This window comes from Gimesia algae, assembly GCF_007746795.1.
Taxonomy (GTDB): Bacteria; Planctomycetota; Planctomycetia; order Planctomycetales; family Planctomycetaceae; genus Gimesia; species Gimesia algae.
In genome coordinates this window covers 7,714,122-7,733,249 of the sequence record NZ_CP036343.1, presented here as the reverse complement: position 1 = coordinate 7,733,249, position 19,128 = coordinate 7,714,122, and the positions used below count along the sequence as shown (strand labels likewise).

The 19,128-nt window shown below is 43.3% G+C and carries 13 protein-coding genes; 4 read left to right on the top strand and 9 right to left on the bottom strand.

What is annotated here, in order from left to right; genetic code table 11:
* Positions 1 to 235: 235 nt before the first annotated feature.
* From Pan161_RS29495 to Pan161_RS29475, 5 genes are all read right to left on the bottom strand, one after another.
* Complete coding sequence (locus tag Pan161_RS29495) at positions 236 to 1,051, bottom strand: alpha/beta fold hydrolase (protein WP_197995588.1); 816 nt, start codon at positions 1,049 to 1,051, stop codon at positions 236 to 238.
* Positions 1,052 to 1,121: 70 nt separating this feature from the next.
* The gene (locus Pan161_RS29490; RefSeq protein ID WP_232103552.1) at positions 1,122 to 1,670 is read right to left on the bottom strand and encodes a TlpA family protein disulfide reductase; all 549 of its coding nucleotides are present in this window, start codon (positions 1,668 to 1,670) and stop codon (positions 1,122 to 1,124) included.
* A gap of 47 nt (positions 1,671 to 1,717) precedes the next feature.
* The gene (locus Pan161_RS29485) at positions 1,718 to 3,232 is read right to left on the bottom strand and encodes a carboxypeptidase M32 (protein WP_145232292.1); all 1,515 of its coding nucleotides are present in this window, start codon (positions 3,230 to 3,232) and stop codon (positions 1,718 to 1,720) included.
* Positions 3,233 to 3,363: 131 nt separating this feature from the next.
* Positions 3,364 to 5,613, bottom strand: a complete 2,250-nt coding sequence (locus tag Pan161_RS29480; RefSeq protein WP_145232291.1) for a prenyltransferase/squalene oxidase repeat-containing protein — start codon at positions 5,611 to 5,613, stop codon at positions 3,364 to 3,366.
* Between the two features lies 1 nt (position 5,614).
* Positions 5,615 to 6,031 carry an ExbD/TolR family protein gene (locus Pan161_RS29475; protein WP_145232290.1) on the bottom strand — a complete coding sequence of 139 codons (417 nt, stop codon included), beginning with the start codon at positions 6,029 to 6,031 and terminating at the stop codon, positions 5,615 to 5,617.
* 1,270 nt (positions 6,032 to 7,301) lie between these two features.
* On the opposite strand from Pan161_RS29475, the gene Pan161_RS29470 reads away from it, so the two are divergent.
* Positions 7,302 to 8,015: a class I SAM-dependent methyltransferase gene (locus tag Pan161_RS29470; protein WP_145232289.1), complete on the top strand. Its 714-nt coding sequence runs from the start codon at positions 7,302 to 7,304 to the stop codon at positions 8,013 to 8,015.
* Here Pan161_RS29470 and Pan161_RS29465 read toward each other — a convergent pair.
* Together Pan161_RS29465 and Pan161_RS29460 are read right to left on the bottom strand one after the other, a co-directional pair.
* Complete coding sequence (locus tag Pan161_RS29465) at positions 8,007 to 8,852, bottom strand: hypothetical protein (RefSeq protein ID WP_145232288.1); 846 nt, start codon at positions 8,850 to 8,852, stop codon at positions 8,007 to 8,009. The genes Pan161_RS29470 and Pan161_RS29465 overlap by 9 nt on opposite strands.
* Before the next feature lie 161 nt (positions 8,853 to 9,013).
* Positions 9,014 to 10,306, bottom strand: coding sequence for a hypothetical protein (locus Pan161_RS29460; protein ID WP_145232287.1), 1,293 nt, complete (start codon positions 10,304 to 10,306; stop codon positions 9,014 to 9,016).
* 1,062 nt (positions 10,307 to 11,368) lie between these two features.
* Here Pan161_RS29460 and Pan161_RS29455 point away from each other — a divergent pair.
* From Pan161_RS29455 to Pan161_RS29445, 3 genes are all read left to right on the top strand, one after another.
* On the top strand, positions 11,369 to 11,593 hold the full coding sequence (locus Pan161_RS29455; RefSeq protein WP_145232286.1) for a carbon storage regulator: 225 nt from the start codon (positions 11,369 to 11,371) through the stop codon (positions 11,591 to 11,593).
* A 930-nt stretch (positions 11,594 to 12,523) separates the two neighbouring features.
* Positions 12,524 to 13,705 (top strand): S41 family peptidase, encoded by a 1,182-nt coding sequence (locus tag Pan161_RS31525; protein WP_197995587.1) that lies wholly within the window; start codon positions 12,524 to 12,526, stop codon positions 13,703 to 13,705.
* A gap of 191 nt (positions 13,706 to 13,896) precedes the next feature.
* On the top strand, positions 13,897 to 14,877 hold the full coding sequence (locus Pan161_RS29445) for an L-threonylcarbamoyladenylate synthase (protein ID WP_232103551.1): 981 nt from the start codon (positions 13,897 to 13,899) through the stop codon (positions 14,875 to 14,877).
* On the opposite strand, the gene Pan161_RS29440 is transcribed toward Pan161_RS29445, so the two are convergent.
* Positions 14,878 to 17,337, bottom strand: a complete 2,460-nt coding sequence (locus Pan161_RS29440) for an ATP-binding protein (protein ID WP_145232284.1) — start codon at positions 17,335 to 17,337, stop codon at positions 14,878 to 14,880.
* Between the two features lie 619 nt (positions 17,338 to 17,956).
* Entirely contained in the window at positions 17,957 to 19,066 is a 1,110-nt protein-coding gene (locus Pan161_RS29435; RefSeq protein ID WP_145232283.1) for a protein-glutamate methylesterase/protein-glutamine glutaminase, read from the bottom strand.
* Between the last annotated feature and the right edge of the window lie 62 nt (positions 19,067 to 19,128).

Sequence of the window (19,128 nt, the reverse complement as noted above, 5' to 3'; positions counted from 1 at the left end):
GCAAAAAAGCCTGAGTCGCTTCCACACTTTGGCATACTGACCACCACGTTACCCCACGTGGTTAACCCAACCCCAGGTGGGTCCCATTTCCGCGCCAAAGTGGGTCCGCTTTACACGCCAATCTCCATCACATTTGACCATAGCGTCACTCAATCTAATATACTCGGTTCAAACGGATCTGGAGACGCTACAGTAAAACTGGACACAGTCTTAAAGGCTTTTCCACAAGATAATATCAGGCATTCGCCCCGGCGGTAAGAAAGTCATCCATCATCTGATTCACTGCTTCTGGAGCTTCCATTGGAGCCATGTGTCCTACATTACTCACTTCGGAATATTTTGATTCCGGAACTTGAGAACTCATCCAATTCATTACCTCAGGGGGAGTTAAGCGATCTTCACTCCCTCCGATGAACAAAGTCGGAATTCGAATGTTTTTGATCTGATTGGAAAAATCGGAACGTGCTGCCATACCTTTCTGGCTGGCGGCAATTCCCTCTCTGTTCGTCGCTTCAATCATAGAAACAAGGTTCTTGGAAAGATGTGGTTGCCTTTGTTGACTGGATTCACTGATCAGGTTCGGTATCATAGCTGTTGAAATCGCTTCCGGACCATGCCTGAGAACGAGATCAGCCATCTTCAGGCGATTATTGACTCCTTCATCAGAGTCCGCATCCGCTCGAGTATCACACAGAATCAAGGCATGCAATCGATCAGCGAAATGCTTCCAGAATTCCCAGGCGATATAGCCACCCATGGAGAGTCCGCAATAGGAAACAGGGTCTTCAATTTTCAAAGCCTGCAAAAGAGAGTTTAGATCCCGAGCATGCTGTTCCATAGTTACAACCCCGGTAGAAATATCTGTATCGCCAAATCCGCGTAGATCGGGAGCGATTACAGTATAACGGGATTGAAAATGCATGATTTGTGGAAGCCACATCTCGTGGCTTAGAGGAAATCCATGTACCAGGAGCAGGGGAGGCCCAGATCCAGCGATCAGCGTCCGCATACGGATTCCATTTACATTCTGCTCCACCAGTTTCTGATTCATATTACAGTCTTTCGGTTTCATCATTCCAGAATCAATTGTAAGCTTAATTGAATGAAGAAGTCCTTTCTGATTAATTACTCTGATTCAAAGCCCGCTGTATTCCCTCTTCAAGAGATTCGCTAGATCTCGAATTCTCATTCCAGACAATTTTTCCATCAATGCCGATCACCCACACTTGAGGAATGAACTCTGCCTTGAAAGCGTTCAGAGAATCAACGGCTCCGTAGCCATTAGGCCAGGTAATTCCTGTTTCAGATAACCATTCCTTAATCTTGGGAAGCAGATCTTCCCTGTCAGAAGTGAGGCCGATAAAAGCAACCTTCTGATCCTTGAATTTATTATAAACTTCAACCATATGCGGCGCTTCCACTCGGCAGGGGCCACACCATGTTGCCCATGCATCAACGACGATGACTTTTCCTTCAAGAAAGTTATCCTGATGGGGATTGCCATTTACCCATCCCTCAGCCTTCAGCGGAGGGGCCGTTTCTCCCACAGTTAACAGTGGCAGATTTTGAGAGGCTCGGCGATTGCCATTCAAGCCATAGCCTAGCCAGACAGTGAATAGAATCATTCCAGCCACAACCATTAGGAGCGCGATCGTGAAATCTTTTTTCATACTCTGATTTGACATTGAGTTGTTTTCCAGCACAATTCTTTAATCGATTACAGATTATAGAGTTCGCTATATTTCTGTTTAAGTTGATTCATTAAAGGTAAATGAGAAAGCGTATTTCCAGTGACAACTTCGACCAGTCGATTAGCACGATACCGCTTACCGTGTCTATGAATATTCTGGTTGAGCCAGTTTTTGAGTGAAGAAAAATCTCTGGCCTCAATCAAATGATTCAGATCACCCAGCTCGTTTTCTGCAGTCTGATAGAAGTGAGCAGCATACATGTTTCCCAAAGCGTAAGTAGGAAAATACCCAATCAATCCAGCGCTCCAATGGACATCTTGCAGGCATCCATGTGCAGGTGTGTCTGGTGTGAGATTAAAGTACTCCTTAAATTTTTCGTTCCAGGCTGCCTCTAAATCAACGGGACTTAAATCTCCCGAGATCAGAGCCTTTTCTAATTCGAAACGTAACATGATATGTAGATTGTAAGTCACTTCATCCGCTTCAACGCGTATAAATGACGGGCGGACATCATTAATCGCTCGATAAAAATCATCGATCTTGACAGTCGATAATGCTTCGGGAAACATTTCCTGCGCCGGTTGATAGAACACATTCCAGAACGCTCGACTACGTCCAATCAGATTCTCCCACATCCGCGACTGCGATTCGTGAATTCCCAATGATGTTGAGTTTCCGGCAGGAGTGCCAAAGAATTCCTTTCTCAGACCTTGTTCATAGATTCCATGCCCTGCTTCATGGAGTGTTCCAAAAAATGCACCGGGAAAGTGATGTTCGTCATATCGTGTTGTCAGGCGACAATCTCCAGGGCCGATCCCACTGCAAAAGGGGTGTGCTGCGATATCCAGCCGACCGGCTTCAAAATTAAATCCAATTTTTTCTGCGGCGTCGAGGCTGAACTCCCGTTGTTTATCGATAGGGTAGCTTCTAGTCAGAATTGAAATATCAGGTGTCACTCCCGAGTTCTGAATCTCTGCAACCAGTTTGACCAGTTCTTTTCGTAATGGGAGAAATGCCTGCTCGATCAACTCAGAAGTTGCACCTGGTTCATATTCGTCTAGCAAGGCATCATAGGCCTGATTTCCTTCAAATCCGATTGCTGATGCCTGCTCGCGTTTCAGGTCAATCATCTGTTCCAACCAGGGTAAGAAGTCGTTGAAGCTGTTTTGTTTTCGTGCCGCCACCCAGGCATGATGAGAAAGCGTTCCAACCCTGGAAAGCTCTTCCACCAGACGACGCGGGAGTTTTGTCACGCGGTCGTATTCATGACGTGATTCTCTGATATTGGCCTGTTCGTAGGAATCTTCATCCCATGCAGAATTTGACTCCAGTTCTTCCAAGAGATCTCCAATTTCAGTATTGGTAGCTTGCTCATGAACCAGTCCAGCCATTAATGCTAGTTGATTGGCACGATGTTCAGCACCTTCGGGAGGCAGGCAGGTCTGCTCATCCCATTCCAGAACCGCTGAGCAGGAGGCCAATAATGATGCCTGTTTAAGTCTGATAAGAAGTTGCTCATATGCTTTTGTAGAAGTATTCATTGATCAATATATTCTGTCGCTAGGTGTTTCATTTCGGTAATTCAATTAACTTATTTCTTACTTAGATGGATGCCAGCTCGAAAAAGTGAAATAGAGATATTGCCCTATTTTTCAATCAGTATTTTTACAGGTCAGTTCGGGGTGCCTTCATCATCATAACGGCCTCCCATCTGGTAGAGTGGTAAGAACCGATAGTAGACTTCCAGACAGAGTGTGCTCAAGGTCGTTGCGTAGAGTCGCCCACCATATGGCCCCCAAGGTGGTCGCGGATCCCAACTACCCGTATTTTCGCCTTGAGTGATTTGTTCTGAAATCAAGAGTTCTCTCAAGTCTTCATTCCATTCCCGCCATGGATTTCCACCATATTGATACATGGCCAGCGTTCCATAGTACCAGTAGTAGAGGTTGTGTTCCGAACGACGCGGAGGCCGTTCAGAAATAAACTGCACGGCTTCACGACACGAGGGATTATCTCGGCGGATTCCCAGCATCTGCTTGCAGAACAGGGACTCTGCTGTCATCGCCGGAGTGGGGGGGGTAGCGGGTTCAACCAGGCGATAGGTGGCTAAACCATCATTCTTTCCCATGCTGCGATCTTTGAGAAATTTAACCATCAACTGTTTGGAATCAGAGGGAATAGGAATGCCGGCAATTTCAGCACTCTTCAAAGCCATTAATTGCCAGCCAAACATGCTCATATCGCTTTTCTGGCCTTTGACATAACGCCAGCCACCATCATATGGGTTCTGATTCTCAACAATATAAGCGACAGCCCGAGCTATACTTTCTCGCAACTGCGGATTTGACTTCGGATCATTCTGTAAGCCATAAGCTTCTGCCAGCGCATAGGTAGCCATAGCATGTGAGTACATACGGGCATAATGAGTTGCATTTCCACCCAGAAAACCATTGGAATTCTGTTGTTTTACCATCCACTGAATCGCGCGATTCAAATTGTCAGCATACAGACCTTCTTCCTGTGTGTAACCAGCACCTAGAAATGCTAAGATTGAAAGAGCTGTGAGACCTGCATCTGCCTGCACTCCTGCATTGCGCCGATCGATTCCCTGTTCATCAATTTTGACTTTACCTGCGCCAAACCGATTTGCATCCCAGTATCCCGCCCGTTCCTGATGATTGGCTAACCACTTCAAACTCGATTCGACCGCCCGTTCCGATTCTTCTGTGCCTCCAAACTTTTGGGCAATTTCTTTCCTCTTTGACAGATTCCTCAGCCTGTATGTTGCAGGAATATTTGCTTTAGTCCGGTTAGAAACAGCATCAAAGTTAGGTCGAAATGCATCGGGTTGAGGTCCTTTTCGACTCATCGTGAGTGGCAGTGCACTTCTTTCTGCAAGCATACGATCCGAGTCAGGGTTGGCTTGTCCCGCAGGTGTTTGAGGTGCGGAACGCTGAATCGTCCCATCTGATACAGATCGCTTTGTACGCGTTTTTCTTCTGGCAAAACGAGGTTCTGTCGGTGCGACGTTTGAACTTGTTTCACTGGGTTCAGTGGTTTCCACTCCTGTCGTATTCATTTTCAGATTTGATGGGGCAGGGCCAGTTCTCTTCGACAACCTCGAATCTGTTGCATTTCGTTCTAAAACTGACTGAGGATCGGTTTGGGCATTTAACGCCATAGTTTTATTCTGGGCACTGAATGAAGGCTGTATGCGATCAACGGCTCCTGGAGTCGATTGACGTTCCAGTTGCTGGTTGAACTGACCACTACGGATCATTTTACTGCGAGTATTAGATGTCGAAGGTACTGAGACTTCTGATCGTGACTCAGCAGTTGTATCTGTAATTTCCAGAGGTGCCTGAGACTGTATGCGTTTCTGACTGACACTTTCTATGTTTACTTTCGATGGAGCGACCGGTAAATCAGATTTCGAAACAACATCCGGCATGGGCATTTCTGATATTTCCGGAGGTTGTTCTTTTTCTGGTGGAGCAGACAGGGGAGTAAACTCCGGCCGACTCAAATCGATGCGGGATAATTCCTGTTTTTGGGGAGGTGCCAGTTTTTCCCAGACAGGTGAGTTGCCTGACTGCTTATTTTTTATCGTTTCTGTACTCTCTGTCAAATTGAGTGTGATATCATCTTTTTCCTGTACCGGTTCTGTTTTAGCCAGTGAGTTTGGCGCATGCTCCGGCCAGAAGGTTACAACTCCGAGTGATAAAGACAAATGAACGATGATTGAAAATAATAGCGCTTTCGATGAGGCATTTCGATCACCCCAGCGCGTGACCAGCATCGAAAGCAGATGTATTGATGCAAAGACCGCTGCTAAAATTAAAAATCCCCATAGAATCTGATCGAAGGTAATATCTCGACCAGCCAGGACCTTTTCGATCAAATTATGAATGCGATTATTCATGTTATGAATCGTCTCTTAATCGATTTGCCAAAGAGACAGAACGTATTTTTACACGATGGCAGATCTCCAGGATATTCATCACATTTTGATAAGGTCCTGTTGAATCTCCCCTGATTACTACAGATTGTCCCGGGAAAATTTGAATGGATGTTTTCAGGAGAGATTCCAGTTCGGCCAAACTTTTCTTCTCACCGTTAATCGAAATTTCACCATCTTGTTGTACATTTACAATGATGTCATCGGGCAGATTTGATAAAGGTTTCGCATCAGTTACAGTGGGAAGCTTAATATCGTACTGGCGTTCCATCTCTGTAAACTGAGTACCAACCATAAAGAAAATAATCAGTAAGAAAACAATATCAATCATTGGAGTCAAATCGAGCTTCGGCTCTTCGACGGTTCCCGTTTTTAAGGGCATTCTTAATATCCTGAAACTGAATTCATATACCACAATTCCACAAGTAAAATATTTTTGGAATTGGCGTGGGGGATCGTGTCTCGCTTATGATACGGACCGATTATATATGTCGTTGAAACTCCGTCGATTTAATGGAATGCTACAGCTGCATTCTTTCTGAAAGACAGGATTATACTCTATTCAAAGATTCGTATCTGTTTCAACATCTGATAATATTCCAGCTTCCACACAGGTTTAGTACATTTTATCACTATGGAAACTGTGCCCCGTTGGCTTTAATAACATTATTACGAATCTTAACAAGCGCGCAGTCAATAAATTATGCGGTGTTCCGGAATATTTATATCGGCCAATATAGTCAGAAGTTATTTTCTTGTCAGATGTTAAGTAAATTCATAAACAGGACGATCGAAAATGTTTCTACCGAGAGGTTACCTTATTTAGGATCAATCTCTCTCAGCTTCAGTCATGTCAGCCAATTTCCAGGTAAAATTCTTTTACTCTTCAATTCACTAAGCTTAGATGCACCGTTCGTAGCAATCGCCTGGCTTTGGTGTTTTTCAGTATTGTACTCCACAAAAATTGATTTCTCGCATTATTTTATCTTATTCAGTGTTACATGGTTAGCCTATTTGGGAGACCGGTTGCTGGATAGTTTACGTATACCTGATGTCCCTGATAAAACGCCGCGGCACCGTTTTACTTCGGAATACTTCCCGCCATTATTTGTCTGTTGGGTTATACTGGCATTCATCTCGGCGATTTGTTTATTTTACTCCCTGACAACAACTGAACTGGTTTGGGGCTTTAGCTTATTTTTTGTTCTGTCAATTTACTTCCTGAGTTGTTTTTATCTTCCCGGATTTGGCAGGGGTGTTCTCCCCAGAGAGCTTCTGGTGGGTTTGTTTTTTTCAGTAGCAACTCACTTCTTCATATGGACACAGATCCATGCTTGGGATTATAGCTTTATCTGGTCATTTTTTAGTTTTCTCGTTTTATGCACACTAAACTGTCTTTGTATCTCTCGTTGGGAATATCAAACTGACAGACAAGCCGGCGAAGTATCGTTTTTTACAAGACATCCGGATCTAATATTTCAAGTCCCATATTTGCTGGCGGGTTTCTTCCTCTTCCAGATAGTCATCTGTAGTTGTGTGATCCCTATGAGTTCCCTGCCAGTGTTCGAACTATCGATGGTCTCAAGCAGTTTGATATTATTAATGCTTGATCGGAGTTCGATAAATTATCGTCTTAAACCAGTGTTAGCCGATTGCGCATTACTCACACCCTGTATCTTTTTGAGCTTCCAGATATGAATTTTGACCGAGTTGCTCCCTGGTTTGAGCGATTGGAAAAAATTGTTTTTGGGGATCAGATGCAGGTTTGTAGAACCGCGTTTCTTTCCGACCTGCCAGCGATTAAAAAAGCCGCTCTGATTGGAGAAGGGAATGGAACCTTCCTGGCTCAATTTCTGAAACACTGTGACTGTGAAGAGATTCATTACATCGATTCCAGTAAAAAAATGTTAGATCTCGCTCAAAAACAGTTCCAAATGAATGTATTTCCCGGCTTAGAGAGAATGGTATTTTACCACCTTGATTTATCTCTCGATGTGATGCCCGATCAAAATTATGATTTGGTAGTAACTAATTTCTTCCTTGACGTCTTCAACGGGGCAACTCTGAATAACGTTGTATCAAAGATTGCCTCAGCCTGTACTCGGGATGCTCACTGGTTATATGCGGATTTTCAGGTTACTGGAAATCGATTTCAACGGTGCCGCGCGATCGCATGGGTGAAAACAATGTATTTATTCTTCAGATTAGCCGCTGACATTCAAACAATGAAGTTGACTAATCCTTCAGCATTGCTCGATCGCAATGGCTTTCAGATAAAATGGTTTAAAGAGTTTGATAACGGATTGATGCGAGCTGAAATAAGGCAAAGAAAAGACGAATTTGTCAGAGATGCTGGTCTATTCTGATAATTTTTTTAGAAATGAAAAGTCAATGCTGCAGATCAGTAAAAAGATAATCTGAAACAACGAAGAGAGACCTTCTATGTGCACATCAGATATCTCAATATGGTAGTCTTCCAACTTTCGAATGATCCAGTAAATTAATAATGCAGCAGCGAATAAACCCAGCAAAAAACGTACTGGAGAAAACCAGGTTCCTGCCAGAAGTAATGGAATTAATATTGTACTGGCATAACTGAGCTGTTTAGTTGTTAATGGATATTTGGGATTTGCCCATCGCGCTGAATCATCATTTGCTTCAACAAAGCAGATAGAGAAGGGGATAAACCAGATTCCTAATGAAATTGAGATGACAATTAAAATGCATGGTTCCAGGAATGTAACAGAGTCTGCGAGCAAATGATAAAGAAGGCCCATTCTTAGTAGCATCAGTGTAATGGTCAAAACAAAAATGTTGCTTGAGGAACCCGCTGACGACGAAGGGATGAGTAATTCGCGACTTTGAGGGATTGCCTCAGGTGTAAATGTACGTAGGCAGAGCAATTCCAGTGAGCCGATCATGAGGATGGCTATATATAATGGCCAAAAAAACTGGACGATTATTAACAGAACCGTCAAAAGAATCGCTAAGCTGATACCAGCAGCTGGAAGAAACAGTGTACTACGTGTTCTGATTTTGTGTTGGCGATCTGACTGGATGTTAACTAACGGAATGCGAATAAACCGCTGCAATGCTTCAAAATAAGCGAAAAGAAAATCGATCCAGTCAGTTTCATTCTGATTTCTGAAACCTGAATGATGGTCATCGAAAGGCGAATCTCCAGAAGAGTTTGTGGCATTCATACTTAAATTGAGTTTTCTCGAATGAGTATGTTCTGACAGGTGAGACGCTGTTTCATAAAATACAATATGATTTTAATGATCATTCTTTGACTGTAAAGCACCGCGCATGCACAAGGCCCTCCTGAAAGGAAGGCCTTGTAAGTGATGCGGTGTATTAGTTTTTATTTGGTTGCATAACGCAGATCCATCAGCATCTGTGTAATACGAACTGCAGTTTCCTGAAGTTGGTATTTTTCACGAGTTTCACATCGTGAAATTTTATCGTGAACCTGGAACCAGCTTTCAAACAATTCTGAACTTTTTGATCGGACCAGAGCAGTTGATGCTGGCTGCATCAGGATGAGCCGATGTAGTTCATGGGCAGTGTTAGAAAAGTCTCGAATGGAATTCTGAGTAGATTGTCTAAAAGAAGGAGACTCTGTTGCGAGCCACTGCTCAGCAATCACAGAGAGCTGAGTGCTCTGAGTTTCCAGAGCAACAATCAGTTTCGCCAGATCAATACTTTCTGAGGGCTGTTCGATTCGCAGGGAAATCCGCAACGTATTGATTGAATTGTCAACCTTGTCCAGAAGTTGAAGAGCGGCGGGGCTTTCAACCGTGTGAAACATAGCCGAGAAATCTTTCCATGATTGTTCAATATAAGAGAAAGAGGTAATCAGATTATTCGTGGATTCATTATGGTTGACCGTATCAATCAGGTTTTCGACAGTTCCATAAAATTCGTCGGAAGTCGCAATATAATTTGCAGGTGGCAGGCTGATTAACAACCGCAGTGTTGCTCTACGATAAAATTCATCAACATCACGTTTGAGCGCTTCTGTCAAGTGAGCGATTTCCTGCATATTCGCTCCATCTTGGGGTAACCATAATAATTCCTGGATGGAGCGGTCCTGTTGTACGACTCGTTGAATGCCACGACTTAAAATCCGATTGTGATAGGGTCGCAGCCGAGTTGCAAACGAATTCCAGGAGTCACGAAAAGCCAGATACTCGCGTTTGATTACATCATAGCTTTGTCGATCGATGATCAAATTGGAAACCTGAATCATTCGTTGCTCTACCTCTTGGCCTGCTCTCACCAGCTCAAATTTCTGAGGCTCACGCGAAAGCTCAATCTCAATATCTTCTACTAGGATTCCCAGAGCGTTTGAAAGTGCAGAGGTTTGAGTCAGTAGTTCCGTTCGTTTCAGCTGAGGTCCAGTCTGAAGTAAATCGCCCAGCTTACGGTCTGCCAGATTCATTCTTGCAATCAGACTCTGAGACTCCCGGTCCAGTCCGCGTACGTTTTCCAATTGCAATGAGACGACTCTCCAGAGTTGATCAATTTCCCCATATTCAGCAGCAATTTGATTTAAATCACTGGTGCGGTTTACTCGATCTACCAGGATTGAAGCACGTGCTCTTACTTTGAGAACATCTGCAACGTACTCTCTAACGCCAGGAACTTGATACATAACTCGATTCAAGCTGAGGGCAAGAGCCGAACTGTCTTTGGAGAATTCATCCAGTGTCTTGCGGACTTCATTGATATTAATCCGTGATGAATTCAACTGCGGAGCGGGGGGTAGGTATAAACCAGAAGGTTTGTATTCCCGATCACGAGTCGCTAGTTCAGATTTCTCTAACAGGCGAAGCAAATCATTGACTAATTTGCTGTTTCCATCGTTGGGTGATTGCGCTTGGGCGGTTTGATTTAAACAGGTTAGTGTGAGGCCTGATACCAGAAGTATAACCATCATCTGGGGACCAAAGGACTTGAAGTCCTTCCGAAGCTTGTGATTACTAATAGTGTGGCGGAAGCGGGAATACATTCACACAATCCTTTCTCGTGAATTCTACGGCTTGACCAACAAGTGGATTCCTTGACGATCACTTAGTCGATGTTGTGTAAAGACCGAGCATGAAAAAAACGCTCGAAACAATGGGGCCCTATCAAAAACTAAAACTTCAAAACGATGTGTAAGCGGTTGCCGGGGAAGAAACCCTTTAGGAAAAGAAGAATCTAATCGTTCTGAACCAACATATCAGGCGGCGAAGTTTACTGGTTTTAGAATTTACGTCAAGACCATGCTCAGATGTAATCATCCGTTGGTCTTAATAGTTCTTGATTCGTCATTCAAACCGAGATTACCATCAACAACTTGGAGCTTCGGGCGGCCATGGCGGAGTTTGTTGGTCAGGGTGTGTTTTTGGGTTGTTTCGCGCACGAATCAAATATTAGTGTAATCATAAAATGGACGACAAATGATTTGGTCCATTGTAATTATGGGCACGTTTAGATTTATGTTGTCAATGTTACACTTTTGAGTATAGGTTTGAATCATCTGTTTGTGTGGCCGGAAATTTGTAAGTGTAATAATTATAGGAGCATAAGGGTTATGTTGTCTGAGGGAAATGTATTTGGCACGATGAATGCTATAACTTCTGATCAGCCACTTAAACAATAACTAGATGACATCATTATGATTCTTTTATGTGATGACTATTGATGATCAGCAATAACAGGAGGGTTTGGAATGTTGGTATTAACTAGAAAACGAGATGAAGTAATTCAAATTGGTGACAATATCGTTATCAAGATATTAAAGACAGGTAAAGGGGCAATCAAAATTGGTATTGATGCTCCTGGTGATATTCGAGTCATTCGCGGTGAGCTACTGGAAACTGAAAAGCAAACGGAGGCAGTGGAGTCGCCGGACTCGGCACAAAGAAAACAAGGATTGAGTGCACAATGTGCATAGCAAACTGAATTGTTGGAACGGGGCATACTATGTGAGCCGTTAAATATTTCTATTTAAGAATTCCGTTAAGCCATCATAGAGGAAGTTGATAGGCCGGACTTAATAACCGCATTGCGGTTGATATCGGAGGGGATCATGAACCGATCACAATTCAACTATACACAGACTGAAACTATTAATTCTGCTCGACTTTTTGTCTGGAGTATAGTGATTCTATTGACAGCTGTTTTTCTGTCAGGATGCACTACTCTTTCACACGCTGCAGAATATGACCCATATCAGAAGCAGTTCAATCAAAATGATTCTGGGCATGCCTTTGAACGCGACCGACTCAATTATGGTCAGGATTCACTCGCACCTTCTTACAAAAACAGTCGACGTCATCAACGGTTTCGTCCTGTTTCTGATGAAAATCGATTTGATGACTATGAACTCAGACTGAAGCAGCTGTTGTCGGAAGAATCTCAAATTAATGAGCGTCCTGGAAACCAATACAACTCGTTCTCTGGAGATCGATTCGATGCCGGTCAGAGACGTCAAAGTCGTGAGAGATTCGATGACAACATCGACAGTCAAAAATTGCGCGAGCTGATTAGAGAACTGCAACAGAGGAGTATGCCGCAGTATGATCGAGATCGATATGAAACAGAATTTCCAAAGCAGTATCCTGTTGATCCAAATCAGGAACTTAGAAATAAAATTTCTCAACGATACTCCAGTCCCTCAGTAATCGGTACATTACAGAATCTGGATTCACAAAGAGCTTACTCGTTTTACCTGGAGGTGAACCGAATGATCGATTCACATCATGTCCAGCCGCCTTCTTACGATGTTAGAACCAGAAAATCACTTCAAAATCTTATTTTTTCAGTGGAAAATCAGAATTTCATTAATGCCAATCGAGTTGCAGCATCACCAGAACAGATTCGTATGGCTCAGCAAAGCTGGCAGCAGCTGATGAACCAGAATCCTGCTCAAAATGCACAGGACTCAGTGACTGTAATGCGTCAGGCCGCTGACATAGCAGGTAGTCAATTGAGAATGCAGGCAACGGGTGTGATTTATGAATTTGCGTATGGCTCCCTGGAGGCTCTGGATAAACACTCCCGTTTTGAATTTACGCCCAGTTCCTCAGGTCCCCGCGTTGATGCGGGCGAAAATAGGGTTGTAGGCGTGGGTGTTCAGCTGAAGACGCATCAGGATGGAGCTGTCATCCTGAGAACATTGAATGGAGGAGCAGCACAAAAAGCAGGACTGCAAAGAGGAGATGTGATCGTTGGAGTCAATCAGAGAAACTTAGCTGGACTTTCTCTGGACGAGGTTGCAAATCTGATTACCGGTCCAACTGGTTCCTCGGTTGTCATTGATGTTCGTAGAGAGGATAGAAACGCCCGAGTGAATCTGAATCGTCAGGCAATTCGTATTACAAATATCAGTGAAGTCAAAATGGTTGATGCACAACAAAAGATTGGACTCATCCGGCTTGAAAAATTTGGAGAAGGTGCCGTTCAGGAATTAGATCGAGCTTTATGGAGCCTGCATCAACAGGGAATGAAGTCCCTGGTATTCGATTTGAGAGGGAATCCGGGTGGATTACTGACTGAGGCCATTTCGATTTCAAATCGATTTGTCCCCTCTGGTAAAATCGTTTCAACACGGGGACGGAACCAGAGTGATAATACGATGGAGTCAGCGACACATGATCAAACCTGGAAAATGCCACTTGTTGTTTTAGTCGATGGTGATAGTGCAAGTGCCAGTGAAATATTTGCTGCTGCTGTTCAGGAAAATCGACGAGGGCTGATTGTTGGTAGAAAAACTTATGGGAAGGGCACCGTACAGACTCATTTTCCACTGCAATCGGTTGCCGGAACTTTCTGGTTAACCACAGCCAAGTTTTATTCTCCAACGGGACGAGAGATGGCGGGTGTCGGAGTAAATCCGGACGTGACCGTGAAGATGAGCGCACGTGAACTGGAAGAAATAGGACCCGTCGACAGGGACCTGGAGGCTGGTGTAAGCACTATTTTAAGCCATAAACCAGGCGAACTTGTTAATAATGTGTCTGGCAGACAACAAGTCCGCCCAGCACAATTTCAGTTTTCGGGTTAATTTGAAGTTTCTAGATAATCAAGTATTAACTTGTTCCTGATAAAATAAAGACTCTCGTATTCTACTGGATTTGATACAAAGCAAATTGCTTTTCCGGTTGCCCCGGGTATCAAAGCTTGTAAGATGCGAGAGTTTTTTTATTAATATCCGGATACCCAGAATCGATTATTCAATTAACCAATTTGAGATTTATGATGAAATGTGAAATTTCGCGAAATATCCAGGCAGCTGCCAATCTGATTCAAAATGGAGAGCTGGTAGCTTTTGCCACAGAAACGGTATATGGACTTGGGGCCAATGCACTGAATACCAGAGCAGTAGCACAAATATTTGCTGTTAAACAAAGACCGCACTTTGATCCTTTAATAGTACATATTGCGAACACTGATCAACTGGATGAACTCACTTCGGAATTTTCATTAACGGCAGAAAAACTGGCATCTACGTTCTGGCCAGGTCCTTTGACACTGGTGTTACCGAAAAAAAAAGTCGTTCCCGATCTGGTAACGTCTGGACTGGATTCAGTTGCCATTCGTATTCCTGCTCACCCAGTTGCCAGAAGATTACTGGAATTAACTCAATTGCCAATTGCGGCACCCAGCGCTAATAAATTTGGACGCCTCAGTCCAACGCGAGCTGTCGATGTCGCTGAGCAGCTCGGCGACGAAATCAAACTAATTCTGGATGGTGGACCTTGTACCGTTGGAGTGGAATCCACAGTCATTCAGTGTACGGGTGAGGATCCAGTTCTGCTCAGGCCTGGGGGAATTTCACTCGAAGAAATACAAGCATGTATCGGAGAGATTCGGTTGGCAGAAATCAAAGATTATGCCGAAGCGAATTCACAAGTCAGTCCAGGGATGTTGCCAAAGCATTATGCTCCAAGAACTCGATTAGTCATCGTTGATCATCCGGAACAACTGCCTGAAGCTGGGGCACTTGGCGTCTTGAGTCTCTACCCTCTTGAGCAAACAGAATTCAGAAATTGCGAGTTTTCAGCTCAACAGATTTTATCTCCTTCGGGAGACCTGAGTATAGCTGCTGCCAATTTCTTTGCAGCACTCAGAAAATTAGATGTATCGGGAATTGATCAGATAGTTGCATTAAGGCTACCAGAGACGGGGCTGGGAAGAACAATCAATAACCGTCTCGAACGAGCAGCGGCATCTTAATTAAAAGATTGTAGCCTCATGTTTTCGATAGTCTAGAATGCACTGGTTCAGTGTTGCAAAAAACTGATCCCTTTGAATCGGTTTTGTTGCGTAACTGTCACAGCCTGCTGCCAGGCATTCTTCACGGGCACCACTCATCGTATGAGCCGTCAAGGCAATAACAGGATAAAGATAACCCTGTGATCGGAGTTGTTTTGTGGCTGCAAATCCATCCAGTTCTGGCATCTGCATGTCCATGAGAATAGCATCGTACGGCGAGCTGGCTTCCAAAGCATCCAGAGCTTTCTTGATGGCAATCAAGCCATTTTCGGCTATTGTAACAGTATTACCAGATTTTTTTAATAAGTAACTGATCAGTTTCTGATTATCGATTCCGTCTTCAGCCAACAAGATGTTGTAATTCATCTCCGCGAAGTTAGATTCAGTAGTTTGATTTAATGTACTTTTACATTCAGTTTCAAACGTTCTTTGGTCGACAAGTTCCTTTTCCTGACATCGCCCCGTTTTGACAGTCACTGAGAAAGTAGTTCCGTTACCATATTCACTTTTAACAGAGATTTCTCCACCTAGAATATGGGTCAGACGCTTGCAGATTGTCAGGCCCAGCCCTGTTCCTCCATATTGCCGTGTAGTAGAGGAATCTGCCTGCATGAAAGGCTTGAACAGACGCGAGATCTGTTCGCCCGTCATTCCAATGCCGGAATCAATCACATCAAATTGGATCACGGGTTCGTCAGTATCAATCGATGATGCTGCGACAATCAGTTGTACCTGACCTTGTCTGGTGAACTTGATAGCGTTGCTCAACAGGTTAATCAGAATTTGACGAATTCTGACAGGGTCGCTCTGAATCCAGCGGGGAATGGATCCATCAATCAAGACAGTGAGATCAAGTCCCCGGTCGATTGCTCGGATTTCCATTAACGTTTTTACATCATCCAGTAACTCAATCAGTGAGCAATGAATAGCTTCCACTTCCAGTTTGTCGGCTTCAATTTTTGAAACGTCAAGAATGTCGTTGATCAATTCCAGTAGGTACTCACCGTTTTTCTTAATCGTATCAATATGTCGATTCATTTCTGGGTCATCATTGTGCTGTCTCATAATTTCCGCAAAACCCAGAATTGCTGTCATTGGTGTTCGTATTTCATGACTCATATTTGCCAGAAATGAACTCTTAATCTGACTTGCTTTTTCCGCGTCCTGTTGTGCAATGACCAGGTCTTCGACCATGCGATTAAAAGCTTCAGCGAGTTTTCCGATTTCGTCTTGTGAATCAATAGAGATTCGGTGGTCCACATTACCTGATGCTATAAGTTCTGCACTCTGTGATAGTTGCAGGATTGGAGAGACAATTCCACGCGAAATCATCCAGACAAGTAACAGGCCGAAAAATGTTCCCAAACATGCTAAGATCCCGATTACCAATTTAGCTGATTGGATAGACGAATCCGCATGATGAGTCGTTTTTACAGTTTTTAAATGTACGAGAGTGTGAGCCTGATTCTGTAGTAAAGCATCAATCGAGTCCAGATTCTGTTCAAAAGTGCTTAATAAGTCATCGATTTCATCAGTGATTTTGACGACTTGATTTCCGTAAGCAGTTGCCTGCGAAAATTTTTCATCAATTATCTTTATCCTCTTAAGCTCTATGCGATTCGAAATAATATCGAGATATTGGGCTTCAAACAGCTTAAATTTCTGTTCCGCGTCGAAAATACGTGAAAGTAATGTTTGATTCCGTTTTACAATATATTCTTCTATCGAGCCGAAAGCGATATTCAGGTATTTTTCCATTTTATGGGTTGCTTCTGCTTTTTTAATTCCCTCATCAGACTGATCGTCATTTGACTTCAGTCGCTCGCGGTCTATCAACTGATTGATTATACTGACGTGGTTTATAAAAACATTTAGAGCAACATCTCGTCTATCAGATAGGTCGATAATTTGTGAGGCCATCTGATTATATTTTTCATAAAGCGACGAGATCTTATTTCTTAATAGCAGTTCATCATTCGATTTTGCCAGTCTCTGATAACGTAAATAATTATCAGTGAATCCATCTCGAGAATTAATCAGTTTTGAGAGATGTTTCTGGTCTCTGTCACGAACGTAATCTAGTACTGCGCGGGCGATTTCTCCGGCTTTGATCTCCATTTCGAGAATGGCTTCTTCGAGAGGTTCATCTACATTTACCAGTTGCGATATGTCCTGATTTATGAGTGAAATCTGGAACCAGGTTACCATCCCACTGATAACCTGAATCAACACAAGTAGGCCAAAGGCAAATTTGAGGCGATCTGAGATCGACCATTTGCGCAATTTGGAAGAAATGATAGGAAATGACTTAGAGGTTTTCATTGCTTTGCTGGAGAAACGAATTATGTGACTTGGATACAGAATGAGGAATGATGCGGGAGTATATACAATCAGACAACCGGTCTGCGGAAAAGCCTTCACTTCTACATACCAGAGTAGAGGTAAACCCCTCCTTAAAACTGTATGCTAAAAAAAATCGTGATGATTTAAGATCTATATATCATCACGAAAAAATGGAATTTGATTTGGGAAAATATGATGATTGCAGGTTGAAGTGATCGTAACAGCCAAGCCACGTATCGAATTCGATGCTGATATGAGGATTTTTCAATCGATTAGATCTCGATGAAATAAAAAACGCCAGCACCGTTCAGAGGGGGGTGAACGATACTGGCGGTCAACAAAAATCTGGTTTTCCAATTGAAATACTGGAGTGATCCGAGTCCGAGATTTTATTCGGCAAAATATAAACACAGGAGTCAGATCGTATCGGCCTCAATTTCAACCAGATAGATTCAAAGTTGCTTGCTCTTGAGAGGTAACTTAGTCGTGAGTCTGATAATTTCCAGCTAGCACTAAACTAGATATAGTTGTTATCAGGTCAGTATAAGTTATCGTATTGTTCTTGAGGTAATCCCTACAAGAAATAGAAAATCGACTTTTAAATCGATTGTCAATGATTCCCGGGTCATTACAGGGTTGACGATTATGACGATATTCTGGCAGTTGAACCGTTGAAGTCAAAGCATGCAATTTGTATTCAGGCTCGCACAAGACAGTGGGATCTGATTTCTGCCGCTATTTCGCTGAGTGGCAGAACTTTATCGGCCAGTCCAGAACCGACGACAGCAGCAGGCATTCCCCAGACTACACTTGATGCTTCGTCTTGCGCAATGATCGTACCACCAGAACGCGCGATATCGAAACTGCCTTCAATTCCATCCTCTCCCATTCCAGTTAGCATAACAGCTAGTGTAGCACATCCAAAATGTTCTGCAGCTGACCGGAATAACGGGTTCACAGAAGGTCTGCAAAAATGCTCAGGTGGATCTTGACTTATTAGTGTAACTTTTTGTCCATTTTGTTCGCCAATGAGAAGATGACTGCCACCTGGGGCAACATATGTTTTGTGCGACTCGAGTGGTTCGTTATGTTTGGCTTCAACAGTTGTTCGACCGCTGTCCTTCTGAATATGTGCGGCCAGGATTTCTGTAAATCCTGGAGGCATATGTTGTACTATGAGAATCGGGATTGGTAGGTCAATTGGAATCTGCGGTAATAGTTCGGCCAGTGCTTTTGGCCCACCCGTGCTGGTTCCAATAACAAGGACCTCCGGCTGTTTATAAAATTTGATGTTTTTACTGAATAAAGTCTTTTTTTGTGTATTAGTTTTGTTTGTTTTATACTGATTCGTGACATGAATTTCAGAAGTGGGTATAGTTTTTCTGAGCTTTGTGCTCTTTGAACCAACACCTTTAATCATCATGACCAGTTCCTGGGAGAGCACACGAATGCTTTCAGCGGCACTGGAAGTTTGTGGCTTTGCTACACATCCGACAGCACCCAGAGAAAGCGCTTTAACGGTCGTTTCTGCACCTTTAGATGTTAAGCCACTTGCCATTATGACTGGGATATCGGGAAATCGTTTTTGAATTTCCTTGAGTGCTGTCAATCCATCCATCACAGGCATTTCGACATCTAATATTACGACGTCAACGGGATGTGACTTCATCCAGCTCAGCGCGCATTCCCCATTCATTGCTGTACCGGCAACTAAAATATCAGGATCTTGCTCAAGTGCTTTGGAAATCAAACCACGAATGACTGCTGAATCGTCGACTACTAGAACGCGGATAGGGGCAGATGACATGGTAACTTCCTTGTGTTTAACAAACTCAAATAGGTTTGACGTATAGGAAAGGGATCGTAGAG